This window comes from Haliea sp. E17, assembly GCF_048323675.1.
Taxonomy (GTDB): Bacteria; Pseudomonadota; Gammaproteobacteria; order Pseudomonadales; family Halieaceae; genus Mangrovimicrobium.
Genome location: NZ_JBLWFK010000003.1, coordinates 299,812 through 312,723, shown reverse-complemented (window position 1 = coordinate 312,723; position 12,912 = coordinate 299,812). Strand labels below are relative to the sequence as shown.

The window sequence follows — 12,912 nt, the reverse complement described above, 5'->3', positions numbered from 1 at the left end:
CGGCCCACAGGCGAGTACAGTCAGATTAGGGGAGAGTTCACGCCCCCGGGGTTTCCGCCAGGACCACGGCGCGTCGCGGCGCGGGATAACCCTCGATGGTCCGGCTCCTGTCGTCGGGGTCGAGGAACTGGGCCAGGGAGTGGAAGGTCATCCAGTCCGTGGCGCGCTGCTCATCGGTGCCGGTGACGGCGTCCGAGATCACCCGCGGATGGCAAAATCCGACCTTGCGCAACCAGCTGAGCAGGGTGTCGCAGCTGGGCAGGAACCATACGTTGCCCATACGCGCATAGCGCCCCTCGGGAACCAGCACTGCGCCGGCGCTGCCCTCTATGACCAGGGTTTCCAGTACCAGCTGGCCACCCGGGCGCAGGCAGTCGCGCAGGGCGATCAGGTGGTCCATCGGCGAGCGCCGGTGATAGAGGACGCCCATGGAAAAAACGCTGTCGAAGGCCTGCAGCTTCTCGGGTACGGCTTCGATGCCCAAGGGCAGCACCCAGGTGTCCGGCTGGCGCAGGTAGCGCTGCAGGGCCCAGAATTGCACCACGAACAGCGGGGTCGGGTCGATGCCGATGACCTCGGCCGCGCCGGCGCCGGTCATCCGCCAGCAGTGGTAGCCATTGCCGCAACCCACGTCCAATACCCGGCGGCCTTCGAGTGGGGCAATGTCCTTGACGAGGCGGTCCCATTTCCAGTCCGAACGCCACTCGGTGTCGATGTGTACGCCGAACAGGTCGAAGGGGCCCTTGCGCCAGGGGTGCAGTCCCATCAGCGTTTCCCTGAGGTGCTCGCGCTCCGCGGCGGGCAGGGGGGGGCTGGTATGCGCGCCGACCCTGGAAGTAGCCATGTCGGTCGTGGTCACCGGGATATCCGGCAGGGCGTCCAGCACCCTGAGCCAGCGCGGCAGGTCGCCGTAGCGCTCGAGGGACATGCCGCGCTGCAGTTGCCCTGGCAGGCGCTCCGCCCACGCGGCCAGCGCGGTGTCCCGCCAGCTGTCGATCAGGGGCTGGTAGTCGATCATTTCAGGGCGATCATGGACGCGAAGTTGAAGCACTGGAACCAGACATCGCAGGCGCCGAAGCCCGCGCCCTGCATGCGCTGTTTGTGGTGAGCGAGGCTTTCGGGAACCAGCACGTTTTCCAGCGCGGCGCGCTTTTGCGCGATTTCCAGGTCGCTGTAGCCGTTGGCGCGCTTGAACTCGTGGTGCAGCTCGATGTTGAGCGCATCCAGGTGCGGATTCTCGAAAACCACCTTCTCCGAGAGCACCAGGATGCCTCCGGGGCGCAGGCCCTGGTAGATGCGCTCGATCACGGCGTTGCGCTGGCCCTGCGGTACGAACTGCAGGGTGAAGTTGAGCACTACCACCGAGGCGTTCTCGATAGCCACGTCGGCGAGGTCCGCGCAGAGCAGTTCCACCGGGGTCGCCGTATCATCCGCATCGACGATTTCCCGGCAGCGTGCGAGCATCGCCGGCGAATTGTCCACGCCGATGATCCGGCAGTCGTCGCTGTCGATATTCCTGCGCATTGCCAGGGAGGAGGCGCCGAGGGAGCAGCCGAGGTCGTAGAGATTGCTGCCGGGTGTGGCGAAACGCTGGGCCAGTAGTCCGGTCATGGCGACGATATTGGTATAGCCCGGTACCGAGCGCTGGATCATGTCCGGGAATACCTCGGCAACCCGGGCGTCAAAGCTGAACAGGCCGGCAGTTTGCAGGGGGTTGGCGTAGATGGTATCGCGGGAATCGCTCATGGCAGGAATCCAGGCAGAGGTATGCTGCGGGCCCGGATTCTACCACGCCGGTGTTGCGCGCGGGCGAATACGATCACCCGCGATGGTGGGGCGGATCAGTTGGCGCTGCGCACCAGGAACTGGTCTTCGTGGTTGCGCAGGCGCGCCGGGCACACCTGCTGGTCGAATGCGGCGAACTGCCCCAGGCCGGCACCTTCATCCGTCCGGCTGGATTTGCGCGAAAACCTGATGCTGGACAGGAACTCCACCAGGCTGGTCTTGCCATCGTCTTTACGCTTCATACTGCGGTCACCCGAATTGACTATGGGGAGGTGTATCGACTCGCTTCCAGTCTAGGCTTCGCCCTGGGCGATTGGGCGTAAAAAATGCCTGCGATTTATGTGAAATATCACCCGCGGCGCTATAATGCGCGGCTCCCGACTCTGCCACTTTGCCGAGCTTCCAGGCTTCCCGAGCGACCGATGAAACCACACGATTACCCACAGCAGCCCGCCGACCTCTGGGAACACTTCTACCGCATTACCCAGATTCCCCGGCCCTCGAAGCACGAGGCAGCGGTACGCGATTACCTGATAGGCCAGGCCGATGCCCGGGGTTTTGGCCATACCTGTGATGAGGCCGGCAATCTGCTGGTCCGGGTGCCCGCCAGCCCGGGCCGCGAGGGGCACCCCACGGTGGTGATCCAGAACCACCTGGACATGGTCACGGTAAAGAAGGCCGACAGCCCCCACGATTTCCTGGTCGATCCCCTGCAACTGGCGGTGCGCGATGGCTGGCTGGGTGCGACCGGCACGACCCTGGGCGCGGATAACGGTATCGGCTGCGCTGCCGCCGCGGCGCTGATGACGGCCTCCGGCGTGGATCACCCGCCCCTGGAACTGCTGTTTACGGTCGACGAGGAAACCGGCCTTGGTGGTGCCCTCAACCTCGACGCCGGCATGCTCAGCGGCTCGCTGATGCTCAACCTCGATACCGAGGACTGGAACGAGCTCTATGTGGGTTGCGCGGGCGGTGCCGGGATGGAGTTTACCAAATCCTACAGCACCGCCCCGGTGGACAGCGGCGCCGGCAGCTGGGAATTGCGTATCGGTGGCTTGAGCGGCGGGCATTCCGGCATCCAGATCCACGAACAACTGGGCAATGCAATCAAACTGCTCGGCGAATGCCTGGAGGATGTCCAGGGACTGCGCCTGCAGGCTTTCGACGCGGGCCTCGCGCATAACGTGATCCCCCGTGAGGGCAGGGTGAGCTTTTCCTGTTCACCGGAACAGGCGGAGGCGCTGGCACAGCGCCTGCCCGTAATTCGCCAGCGCTGGCTGGACTACCTGCCCGCGGTGGATGCGCAGCTGGAACTCACGCTGCAGGCGGTCGCCACGGACAGCGCGCTGGAGGCGCGCGATTCGCGCCAGGTGCTGGACCTGATTGCCGCGCTGCCCCACGGCGCACAGGCCTACAACCTGGAGCAGCGGGCTGAACTGGTGGACCTCAGTATCAACCTCGCGGTGCTGCAACTGACGCAGGGCACGCTGTTCGTCGAGACCAGCTTCCGCTTTTTCGACGCCGGCCAGTCCCTTCCCCTGCGCCATACCCTGATGGCGCTGACCCGTGCCTTTGCCCTCGACGTCGAGGAAACCGTGGGCTACCCCGGCTGGAAACCGGATTTCGACAGCGCCCTGCTGGCCCGGGCCAGCGCGCTGCACGAACGCCTGTTCGCCTCGGTGCCTGCGGTGAAGGCCATTCACGCGGGCCTCGAATGCGGCATTCTCAAGGGCGCCAAACCGGATTTGGATATCCTCTCATTCGGGCCTACCATACGCGGCGCGCATTCCCCCACCGAGCGCCTGAAAATTGATACTGTCGCACCCTTCTGGCAATTCCTGACAGCCCTGCTCGCGGAAATCTGATACGAGGTAAATACCATGCTGGAACATTTGCAAGCGCTGCCGACCGACCCGGTCCTGGGACTGGCCGCCGAGGCACGTGCCGATAGCAATCCCGAAAAAGTTGACCTGACCCTGGGCGTCTACATGGACGAGGATGGCCTGTGCCCGGTATTTGCCGCGGTGCGCGAGGCCCAGCAGGCGCTGGTCGCGGAAGAGCAGACCAAGGTGTATATGCCGCCAGCGGGAGACGAGGCCTATAACACGGGCATGCGCAGGCTGCTGCTCGGCGGGGATAGCCGCGTCCTGGCAGAGGGACGCGTCAGCACGGTACAGACACCGGGCGGTTGTGGCGCGCTGCGCCTGGGTTCGGAAGTGGTGCGCGCGGCGTCACCCGGGGCGCGGGTCTGGGTCAGCGACCCCACCTGGCCGGTGCACATTCCCCTGCTCGGCAGTGTCGGGCTGGAGTTCGCCACTTACCGCTATTACGACCCCGCCAGCCACGACGTCGACTTCGACGCGATGACGGCGGACCTGAAAAAGGCCCGGCCCGGTGACGTCGTGCTGTTGCACGGCTGCTGCCATAATCCCTGCGGCGCCGACCTGTCCCTGGCGCAGTGGGCGGAAATCGCCCGCATGGCGGACTTGCAGGGTTTTACCCCAATGGTGGATATCGCCTACCAGGGGCTCGGCGACGGCCTGGAAAACGATGCGGCGGGCCTGCGCCTGCTGGTGGAGCGCCTGCCGGAAGTGATCATCGCGGCTTCGAGCTCGAAGAATATGGGGCTCTACCGCGAGCGCACCGGCGCCGTGCTGTTCGTCTGCGAGGATGCCAGCCACGCCGCCAACAGCACCGGACACGCACTCGCGGCGGCGCGCCGTTGCTACTCCATGCCGCCGGCCCACGGCGCCCTGATCGGCGGGCGAATCCTCGCTGATACGCGACTGGAGTCTGCCTGGCGGGCCGAACTGGAGGGGATGTGTACGCGTATCAACGGCCTGCGGGTGTCCCTGCGCAGCGCCCTGGAATCCGCGACCGGCCGCGACTACGCCTTTATCGAAAGGGAAAAGGGCATGTTTTCCTTCCTCGGCCTGAGCGCGGAGCAGGCCCAGCGACTGCGCCGCGAGCACAGCGTCTACATGCTCGACTCGTCGCGTATCAATGTGGCCGGGGTGAACGCGGGCAACGTGGAATATCTGGCAGCTTCTGTCGCCGCCGTTCTCGGCGATTGACCCGGCGCGGCGCCTACTCGCCTTCGAGCTCGGACCAGCGCTCGAAGGCGCTCTCCAGTTCCCCGTGCAGTCGCGCCAGCTCGGCTGTGGTTTTTTCTATTTCCGCGCGCTCGCCCTGGTAAAAGCCGGGGTCTGAGACGCGGGTCTCCAGCTCTCCGATCCGGGTTTCCAGGGTTTCAATTTTTGCCGGCAGCGCTTCCAGCTCACGCTGGTCCTTGTAGGACAGCTTGCGCGGTTTGGCCGCGGGGGCCTTGGCGGCGGCGTCCTTTTCCGGTATTGGCGCAGTCTCCGCCGGCTTGCCGCCACTTTTGCCCGACTCGCGGGCGGGGGGGCTGAGGCGACCGCCGCGGGCCTCCCAGTCGCTGTAGCTGCCGGCCTGTTCCTCGACCGTGCCGTCGCCGCGAATGACCAGCAGGCTGGTGACCACGTTGTCCATGAATTCGCGGTCGTGGCTGACCAATAATACCGTGCCGGCGAAATCCAGCAGGATTTCCTCCAGCAGCTCGAGGGTCTCGATGTCGAGGTCATTGGTGGGTTCGTCCAGCACCAGCAGGTTGGCGGGCTTGCTGAACAGGCGCGCCAGGATGGCCCGGTTCTGCTCGCCCCCGGAGAGCGCTTTCGCCGGCGTGCGGGCGCGCTCGGGACTGAACAGGAAATCCCCGAGGTAGCTGATGGCGTGGCGGCGCTTGCCGCCGATCTCGATGAAGTCCTGGCCGCCGCAGATGTTGTCGATCAGGTTTTTCTCCGGGTCGAGCTGGCCGCGCAGCTGGTCGGAGTAGGCGATTTCCAGTTTGGTGCCCAGGGTGACTTTGCCGCTGTCCGGCGTGAGTTCACCCAGCAGGATTTTCACCAGGGTCGATTTGCCGGCGCCGTTGGGGCCGACAATGCCGATGCGATCACCGCGCTGGATGATGGTCGAGAAGTCGCGCAGGATGTCGCGATCGCCGAAGCGCTGGCTGACATGCTCCACCTCGGCGACCAGTTTGCCGGAGCGGTCGGCGTCGTCGATATTGAAGTTGGCCCGCCCCTGGACTTCGCGCCGCTGGCTGCGCTCCTCGCGCAGCGCTTTCAGGGCCCTTACGCGACCTTCATTGCGGGTGCGCCGGGCCTTGATGCCCTGGCGGATCCAGGCCTCCTCCTCGGAGAGCTTCTTGTCGAACAGTTCGTTGGCGCGTTGTTCGGCGGCCAGCGCTTCCTCGCGGAAGTTCAGGTAGCCGCGGTAATCACCACGCCACAGGCGCAGCTTGCCGCGGTCCAGTTCGGCGATGTGGTTGACCACGTTCTGCAGGAAGCGCCGGTCGTGGGTGATCAGCACGACAGAACCGCGGAAAGTTGCGATCTGGGACTCCAGCCAGCTGATGGTCGGCAGGTCGAGGTGGTTGGTGGGTTCGTCGAGGAGGAGGATGTCCGGGTCGCTGACCAGGGCCCGGGCCAGAGCGACCCGCCGGCGCCAGCCGCCGGAGAGTTCGGACATCGGGGTGTCCGCGGGCAGCTGTAACTGGCTGAGGGTGGTTTCCACCCGGGTCTGCAGGTTCCAGCCGTCCACGGCCTCCAGCTGCTGCTGGACCGCGGCCAGCGCCGCCATGTCCTCGCCGCGGACCAGTTCGTGGTAGCGGGCCAGCAGGGTGCCGGCCTCGGCCAGGCCGCTGGCGACGACCTCGAACACACTTTGCTCGCCGGCTTCCGGCAGGTCCTGTTCCAGGCGGGCGATCTTCACGCCCGGGCGCAGCCAGCGCTCGCCGCTGTCGAGCGACTGTTCGCCGGCGATGATCCGCATCAGGGTGCTTTTACCGGCGCCGTTGCGGCCGAGCAGGCCGAGGCGCTCGCCGCGGCCCAGTTGCAGGTCGACACCGTCGAGAAGCACCTGGGGGCCGTAGTGCAGGCTGGCGCGGTCAAGTCGAAACAGTGGCATGGTGCAAGGTTCTGTGGTGGGAGGGGGCGCAGTCTACGCCAAGCGTCCCTGACTCGCCAGCGCCTGACCTCGCCGCTGCCTTCTGGTAGAGTTGCGCTCCCGCGAGTTGCCCGGGAGACCCGGTCTGGAGCCAGTCAATAATGAAGCAGGATTACAACAGGAACCGCGCAGTGAGGGTAAACACATGCCGCTGACCAGGGACAGGGACCGCGGCCACGACCGCGCCATCGCCACCTGGCTATTGCTCTGTGCCGCCGTAGTCTTCGGGATGATCATTCTCGGCGGTGTGACCCGCCTGACCAACTCGGGCCTGTCGATGGTGGAGTGGAAACCGCTGATGGGAGCCATACCTCCCATCACCGAGGAGGCCTGGCAGGAAACCTTCAGCAAGTACAAGCAGTTCCCGGAATACCAGAAGGTCAACCGGGGCATGGACCTGGACGGCTTCAAGGCCATTTTCATGTTCGAGTACCTGCACCGGCTGCTCGGCCGCATGATCGGCGTGCTGTTTTTCTTCCCCATGGTGTTTTTCGCCTTCCGCGGCTGGGTCCGGGCGGGCGTCATGCCCAAACTCTGGATGCTGTTCGTGCTCGGCGGCATGCAGGGCCTGCTCGGCTGGTTCATGGTCAAGAGCGGGCTGGTGGATAACCCGCGGGTCAGCCAGTACCGCCTGACCGCGCACCTCGGCCTGGCGGTGCTGATCTATGGGGCGCTGCTCTGGGTGGCGCTGGACCTGCTGTTCCCGCGGCGCGGTGCCGGGCGTCCGGCGCGCGCGGGCGCGGCAATGGCCGGCCTTGTTTACCTGATGATCCTGAGTGGCGGGCTGGTTGCGGGTACCCGGGCCGGTTTCGCCTTCAGCACCTGGCCACTGATGGGCAGCTCATTTGTGCCGCCCGGACTCTACGCCACAGACCCGGCCTGGCTGGCGGCGTTCGAGGATATAACGACGATCCAGTTCAACCACCGGATATTCGCCTACACCCTGTTTGCCCTGCTGCATGGATTCGCCTTCCAGGCCTGGCGCAAGGGAGTCAGCCCACGTGCGTTGCTTGGACTCGGGTTGATGCTGGCGGCACTGTGGCTGCAGGTCTGCCTGGGGATCAGTACCTTGCTGTTGCATGTGCCGGTTTGGCTGGCGGCCGCCCACCAGGGCGGCGCGGTGTTGTTGCTGAGTGCGGTGCTGTTTACAGCGCACGCGCTGCGTGAGTCTCCCCGCTGAGGGTTACCAGAACTGCGGGCCGTTGTCGTCGTGGCGACGCCCGTGGTCCTTGCGCCGGTCGTCCTTGCCCGGTTCGTAGCGAACATCAGTACGCCGATCCATGCCGCTGCGGCGATTCTGCTTGCGGCGTTCGATCCCCATGTATTTCTTGCCATCCTTGACTTCAGCGCTACTGGTGCCGGGATCCAGGTCCCTGACCTCGAATATGGCCTTGTCACCCATGTCCGTATCCTCTCGAGCTTGCGTGGTCCATCATTTGCCTAAATTATCCTTGCCCGGCATCTGTGTGCCGTCCGGGTATTTCTCTCTATGTTAGTGCCAGATAACCCTGTATCGTCTATATTCGTCCCGGGATGTGAACTGCTTCACAGAATGTGCCTTCAACTCTATTGAGCCCACCGCCTGCAGGCGGCAGCATTGCCTTACCTGGCAGAATTGGCCTGGGAAAAATCCTTCCAGCGGGGCGCGTCGCACACTGTCTCGCCCCGGTCTTGCGCCGGCTTTGTGACGGAAAGCACATAACCAGCATAGTTTATTTCCTTGTCCCGGCCTATTCTGGAGGTCCGGGTGGGGCAGTGTTCTGTTCGCGGGGGTGTATGTCCCCACCGGCCCCCCCTGAAACGAAGGACACAAACGAGATACTCGACAGGCGATGAATACCGTAAACCGCGCGGAAGACCCGCTCCTGCAGTGCCTGTTGGCGCTGTGCCGCTACCACGGCACGACGTCGACTGCGGAAGCGTTGGTCAGCGGCCTGCCGATCAGCGACGGCAGGCTCACTCCCTCGCTGTTCGAGCGCGCGGCCAGCCGGGTGGGGCTCAGCAGCCGCCTGATGCCCCGCGACATAGCCGACATCTCGCCTGCCTTGCTGCCCGCCGTGCTGTTGCTGAAGGGCGAGCGGGCCTGCCTGCTGATGGGCTGGGAGGAGGACGGGACCACCGCGCGGATAATCTATCCGGAACTCAATGACGCGGTTGTGGATGTGCCCCTGGAACAGCTGCGCAGCGCCTACTCCGGGCACGCGATTGTCTGCCGACCGCGCTTTCGCTTTGACGCGCGGGCACCGCGCACCGGTACGACCGAGCGCGGCCACTGGTTCTGGGATGCGATTCGCGCCAACATGCCCATTTACCGGGATGTCCTGCTGGCGGCGTTTTTCATCAACATTTTCGCCCTCGCACTGCCGCTGTTCACGATGAATGTCTATGACCGGGTGGTGCCCAACTACGCCGTTGAGACCCTGTGGATGCTGGCGGCGGGGGTGATCGTGATCATCGTCGCCGACATCTCCCTGCGCAGCATGCGCGGGTACTTTCTCGACCTGGCCAGTCGCCGGGTGGATATCAGGCTCTCCGCGCGCATCATGGAACGGGTGCTGGGAATCCGCCTGGAACACCGGCCGGTGTCCGTCGGTTCCTACGCAGTAACCCTGCGCTCCTTCGAGACCGTGCGGGACTTCATTACCTCCGCCTCGATCACTACCATTATCGACATTCCCTTTGCCCTTATATTTATCCTGGTGATCGGCTGGATCGCCTGGCCGGTGCTGATCCCGATTTTCCTCTGCCTGCTGCTGGTCATCGGCTTTGCCCTGTCCATTCAGGGCAAACTCAAGGAGCTGGCGGAAACCACCTATCGCGCCGGTGCGCTGCGCAACTCCACGCTGATCGAATCCCTGGTGGGTCTGGATACCATCAAGGCCATGGGCGCAGAATCGCGCACCCAGCGGCGCTGGGAGGAGACCACCGCCTTTCTCGCCCGGGTGGGCATCCAGTTGCGCATGCTGTCCACGTCGACAGTCAACGTGACCCAGTCCGGCCAGCAGCTGGCCACCCTGTTCGTGGTGATTACCGGCGTCTACCTGATCACCAACGGCGATCTCAGTATGGGTGGCCTGATTGCCTGCTCGATGCTGACCAGCCGGGTCATGGCCCCCTTCGGCCAGCTCGCCGGCCTGATTACCCAGTATCACAACGCAGAGATTGCCCTGAAAACGCTCGATGACGTGATGGCCAAGCCGCTGGAGCGGCCGGATGGCGCCCAGTTCCTTTCGCGGGAGATGTTCAAGGGCGAGATCGAGTTCAGGAACGTTTCCTTCGGCTACCCGAACGGCGGGCTGGAGTCGCTCTCCGATGTCTCCTTCAAGATCAGCCCGGGCGAGAAGGTGGCGATCATGGGGCGGGTGGGGTCAGGCAAATCGACCCTGCTCAAGCTCGCCATGGGCCTGTACCAGCCCACCGGGGGGGCGATCATGATCGACGGCATCGACCTGCGCCAGCTCGACCCCAGTGAACTGCGCTCCCGGGTGGGCTACGTGCCGCAGGACGTCACCCTGTTCTTCGGCAGCCTGCGCGAGAACCTGACCCTGGCTAACCCGCATGTCAGTGACAGCGCGCTGGTACGGGCTGTGGAAATCGCCAACCTGTCCGAATACGTGAACCGCCACCCCCAGGGTTTCGACATGCAGATCGGGGAGCGCGGTGAATCGCTGTCCGGCGGCCAGCGCAAATCGGTGGCGCTGGCTCGTGCGATCGTGCATGAACCGCCGATCCTGCTGATGGACGAACCCACCGGTTCGATGGATCACTCGACGGAGGTCGCGGTCAAGCAGCACCTGAAAGGGTTTGTCGAAGGCCGCACCTGGCTGGTGGTAACCCACCGTAATGCGCTGCTGGAACTGGTCGACCGTATTATCGTCGTCGACAACGGCAAACTGGTGGCGGATGGGCCGCGTGACAGTGTTATCCAGGCCCTGCAGCAGGGTCGCATAGGCAAAGCCAAATGAACAAGCAACTGCCGCCGGAACTGGTCGACCAGCCCAGGCCTCGCCGCTGGTTCGGCCGGCGCATGGTCGATGCACTTTTTGCGCCTTGGATGAAGGAGGTTGATACCTCGCCGGTCGAATGGCGGCAGGACGCCCACCACGCCTATATCGAACAGCAGCCCCTGCGCGCGCGGGCACTGCTCTACGTGGTTGCGCTGACAGTCGTCTGCCTGTTGGTGTGGGCCGCTTTTGCGCGTATCGATGAAGTTACCCGCGGGCAGGGCAAGGTGATTCCCTCGCAACAGGTGCAAGTCATCCAGTCCCAGGACGGCGGCCAGGTCACCGAAATTCTTGTGAAGGAGGGCGACAAGGTCAGGAAAGGCCAGCTGCTGGTGAGCCTGGACCAGACGCGCTCCCAGTCTTCGCTGCGCGAGAACCAGACCGAGTATCGCGCGCTCACGGTCAAGGCGCAGCGGTTGCGCGCCCTGGCAGATAAAACACCCTTCGAACCCGACCCGGACATGGAGCAATACGTCCCCGGTATTATCGCCCAGGAAAAGGCGCTCTACGATTCCAGCCTCGAACAGTGGAACCTGGAGCAGCAGATTGCTACGGAGCAACTCAGCCAGCGCAGGGAGGAGTTGAGCGAGGTGCAGGCGCGCGAGGCCCAGGCGGCACGCTCCCTGCAACTGGCGCAGCAGGAAATGAACCTGACTCGCCCCATGGTTGCGTCCGGTGCTGTCTCGGAAGTGGAAATACTGCGCCTGGAGCGCGAGGTCAACCGACTGAGCGGGGAGCGCAAGCAGGCCGCCGCGCAAATCAACCGGTTGCAGTCGGCAATCCAGGAAGCCCAGCGCAAGGTGTCGGAAGTCGACCTGCAGTTCGTCAACGATATGCGCGAGCAACTCACCGAAACCATCACCCGCATTAACGGCCTGCGCGAAGCGGGCACCGGGCTTTCCGACCGGGTCAAGCAGACCGAGGTGCGCTCGCCGGTGAACGGCACCATCAAGCAGTTGTACTTCCACACCATCGGCGGCGTGGTTCTACCGGGCAAGGAAATCGTCGAGGTAGTGCCCTCGGACGATACCCTGCTGCTGGAGGTGCGCATCCGTCCCAAGGACATTGCCTTCCTGGTGCCTGGGCAGAAAGCGCTGGTGAAATTCACCGCCTACGACTTCGTGGTGTATGGCGGCCTCGACGGGGAAGTGGAGCATATCGGGGCGGACACGGTGATGGACGAGGAGGGCAATCCCTTCTACGAAGTGCTGGTGCGTACCTATGAGGCGGGGCTCGCCGATGACAAGCCCATCATCCCCGGGATGACCGTGGAAGTGGATATCCTGACCGGCAAGAAAACCATTCTGGCCTACCTGATGAAGCCGGTGCTCAGGGCCAAGCAGTACGCATTGTCGGAGCGTTGATGGAACAGCTATTCGTTAGCCCTCGTGGCGAACTGCGGGAGCGCTGGCGCCAGGCGTTCCCGCGTGCCGGTTTTGCCGCAGCAGTATCGTCCATTGGCGCTTCCACTGCGGGGCCCCGGGGCATTGTCTGGCTGGACCTGGCCGCCACGCCGCCGGCACAGCGCATAGCCGAGGTGCGTGCCGCGGTCGCGTTTGGCTGGCCGGTAGTCATCATGGCGGCGACGCCGGGGGAGGCGGAGGCTTTCCAGTTGCTGAATGAAGGCGCGCGGGGATACTGCCACGTGGAAGCAGCGCCGGAACAGCTGCGGGAAATCGCCCTGGTCGTCGAGCACGGTGGATTCTGGATGCCGCCGGAGCTGATGCAGCGTTACCTGGCGCTGTCATTGCGCGTGGTGCCGCCGCCGGTCGCCGTCGACAACGAGCTGAATGAACTGACCTCGCGGGAGCTGATGGTCGCGGAACAGGTGGCTCACGGAGCCAGCAATCGCGAGATCGCTGCCACGCTGAAGATCACCGAGCGCACGGTAAAAGCGCACCTGTCCGCGATTTTCGAAAAGCTCGGGGTGCGCGATCGCGTGCAGCTGGCCCTGGCGATGAACAATATTCCCACCTACACCACCGTCAACTGAGGTTCCGGACCAGCCCGCTGGGACCGGCTGACGCGACAGCTCCAGCTGGAAGCGTGATGCGCATGTCCCCGGGGCCGCTCCGGGCGCTATTCGACAAAATTGTGA

11 protein-coding genes are annotated in these 12,912 nt (G+C 64.5%); 6 read left to right on the top strand and 5 right to left on the bottom strand.

All coding sequences use genetic code 11. The annotated features are described in order from the left end of the window. Positions 1–37 precede the first annotated feature (37 nt). The 3 genes from cmoB to ACNKU3_RS09955 all read right to left on the bottom strand — a co-directional run bounded on the left by cmoB (position 38) and on the right by ACNKU3_RS09955 (position 2,027). Positions 38–1,018 carry a tRNA 5-methoxyuridine(34)/uridine 5-oxyacetic acid(34) synthase CmoB gene (cmoB, locus tag ACNKU3_RS09965; protein WP_418259304.1) on the bottom strand — a complete coding sequence of 327 codons (981 nt, stop codon included), beginning with the start codon at positions 1,016–1,018 and terminating at the stop codon, positions 38–40. Further along, the gene (gene cmoA / locus ACNKU3_RS09960; RefSeq protein ID WP_418259303.1) at positions 1,015–1,746 is read right to left on the bottom strand and encodes a carboxy-S-adenosyl-L-methionine synthase CmoA; all 732 of its coding nucleotides are present in this window, start codon (positions 1,744–1,746) and stop codon (positions 1,015–1,017) included. The genes cmoB and cmoA overlap by 4 nt, the downstream gene beginning before the upstream one ends. 95 nt (positions 1,747–1,841) lie before the next feature. Continuing rightward, the gene (locus ACNKU3_RS09955; RefSeq protein WP_418259302.1) at positions 1,842–2,027 is read right to left on the bottom strand and encodes a hypothetical protein; all 186 of its coding nucleotides are present in this window, start codon (positions 2,025–2,027) and stop codon (positions 1,842–1,844) included. A 180-nt stretch (positions 2,028–2,207) separates the two neighbouring features. On the opposite strand from ACNKU3_RS09955, the gene pepD reads away from it, so the two are divergent. Both pepD and ACNKU3_RS09945 read left to right on the top strand, forming a co-directional pair. After that, the gene (pepD, locus tag ACNKU3_RS09950) at positions 2,208–3,650 is read left to right on the top strand and encodes a beta-Ala-His dipeptidase (RefSeq protein WP_418259301.1); all 1,443 of its coding nucleotides are present in this window, start codon (positions 2,208–2,210) and stop codon (positions 3,648–3,650) included. Positions 3,651–3,665: 15 nt separating this feature from the next. Further along, positions 3,666–4,859 carry an aromatic amino acid transaminase gene (locus ACNKU3_RS09945; RefSeq protein ID WP_418259300.1) on the top strand — a complete coding sequence of 398 codons (1,194 nt, stop codon included), beginning with the start codon at positions 3,666–3,668 and terminating at the stop codon, positions 4,857–4,859. Positions 4,860–4,872: 13 nt separating this feature from the next. On the opposite strand, the gene ACNKU3_RS09940 is transcribed toward ACNKU3_RS09945, so the two are convergent. Next, positions 4,873–6,771 (bottom strand): ATP-binding cassette domain-containing protein, encoded by a 1,899-nt coding sequence (locus ACNKU3_RS09940; RefSeq protein ID WP_418259299.1) that lies wholly within the window; start codon positions 6,769–6,771, stop codon positions 4,873–4,875. A gap of 184 nt (positions 6,772–6,955) precedes the next feature. Here ACNKU3_RS09940 and ACNKU3_RS09935 point away from each other — a divergent pair, with 184 nt between their 5' ends. Further along, a complete protein-coding gene (locus ACNKU3_RS09935) occupies positions 6,956–7,990 on the top strand; it encodes a COX15/CtaA family protein (RefSeq protein WP_418259298.1) in 1,035 nt (344 codons plus the stop codon). Between the two features lie 3 nt (positions 7,991–7,993). Here the strand turns inward: ACNKU3_RS09935 and ACNKU3_RS09930 are convergent, their stop codons facing one another. Then, the gene (locus ACNKU3_RS09930) at positions 7,994–8,212 is read right to left on the bottom strand and encodes a hypothetical protein (RefSeq protein ID WP_418259297.1); all 219 of its coding nucleotides are present in this window, start codon (positions 8,210–8,212) and stop codon (positions 7,994–7,996) included. A gap of 430 nt (positions 8,213–8,642) precedes the next feature. On the opposite strand from ACNKU3_RS09930, the gene ACNKU3_RS09925 reads away from it, so the two are divergent. Genes ACNKU3_RS09925 through ACNKU3_RS09915 form a run of 3 tightly spaced genes read left to right on the top strand, consistent with a single transcriptional unit; the run spans position 8,643 to position 12,807 of the window. Further along, positions 8,643–10,775 carry a type I secretion system permease/ATPase gene (locus ACNKU3_RS09925; RefSeq protein WP_418259296.1) on the top strand — a complete coding sequence of 711 codons (2,133 nt, stop codon included), beginning with the start codon at positions 8,643–8,645 and terminating at the stop codon, positions 10,773–10,775. Continuing rightward, positions 10,772–12,178 (top strand): HlyD family type I secretion periplasmic adaptor subunit, encoded by a 1,407-nt coding sequence (locus ACNKU3_RS09920; protein ID WP_418259295.1) that lies wholly within the window; start codon positions 10,772–10,774, stop codon positions 12,176–12,178. The genes ACNKU3_RS09925 and ACNKU3_RS09920 overlap by 4 nt, the downstream gene beginning before the upstream one ends. After that, the gene (locus ACNKU3_RS09915; protein WP_418259294.1) at positions 12,178–12,807 is read left to right on the top strand and encodes a response regulator transcription factor; all 630 of its coding nucleotides are present in this window, start codon (positions 12,178–12,180) and stop codon (positions 12,805–12,807) included. The genes ACNKU3_RS09920 and ACNKU3_RS09915 overlap by 1 nt, the downstream gene beginning before the upstream one ends. The last annotated feature ends 105 nt before the right edge of the window (positions 12,808–12,912 follow it).

Bases quoted from the DNA above. Each gene is read 5' to 3' on its own strand.
- cmoB (WP_418259304.1), bottom strand. From the start codon at position 1,018: ATGATCGACTACCAGCCCCTGATCGACAGCTGGCGGGACACCGCGCTG.
- cmoA (WP_418259303.1), bottom strand. From the start codon at position 1,746: ATGAGCGATTCCCGCGATACCATCTACGCCAACCCCCTGCAAACTGCC.
- ACNKU3_RS09955 (WP_418259302.1), bottom strand. From the start codon at position 2,027: ATGAAGCGTAAAGACGATGGCAAGACCAGCCTGGTGGAGTTCCTGTCC.
- pepD (WP_418259301.1), top strand. From the start codon at position 2,208: ATGAAACCACACGATTACCCACAGCAGCCCGCCGACCTCTGGGAACAC.
- ACNKU3_RS09945 (WP_418259300.1), top strand. From the start codon at position 3,666: ATGCTGGAACATTTGCAAGCGCTGCCGACCGACCCGGTCCTGGGACTG.
- ACNKU3_RS09940 (WP_418259299.1), bottom strand. From the start codon at position 6,771: ATGCCACTGTTTCGACTTGACCGCGCCAGCCTGCACTACGGCCCCCAG.
- ACNKU3_RS09935 (WP_418259298.1), top strand. From the start codon at position 6,956: ATGCCGCTGACCAGGGACAGGGACCGCGGCCACGACCGCGCCATCGCC.
- ACNKU3_RS09930 (WP_418259297.1), bottom strand. From the start codon at position 8,212: ATGGGTGACAAGGCCATATTCGAGGTCAGGGACCTGGATCCCGGCACC.
- ACNKU3_RS09925 (WP_418259296.1), top strand. From the start codon at position 8,643: ATGAATACCGTAAACCGCGCGGAAGACCCGCTCCTGCAGTGCCTGTTG.
- ACNKU3_RS09920 (WP_418259295.1), top strand. From the start codon at position 10,772: ATGAACAAGCAACTGCCGCCGGAACTGGTCGACCAGCCCAGGCCTCGC.
- ACNKU3_RS09915 (WP_418259294.1), top strand. From the start codon at position 12,178: ATGGAACAGCTATTCGTTAGCCCTCGTGGCGAACTGCGGGAGCGCTGG.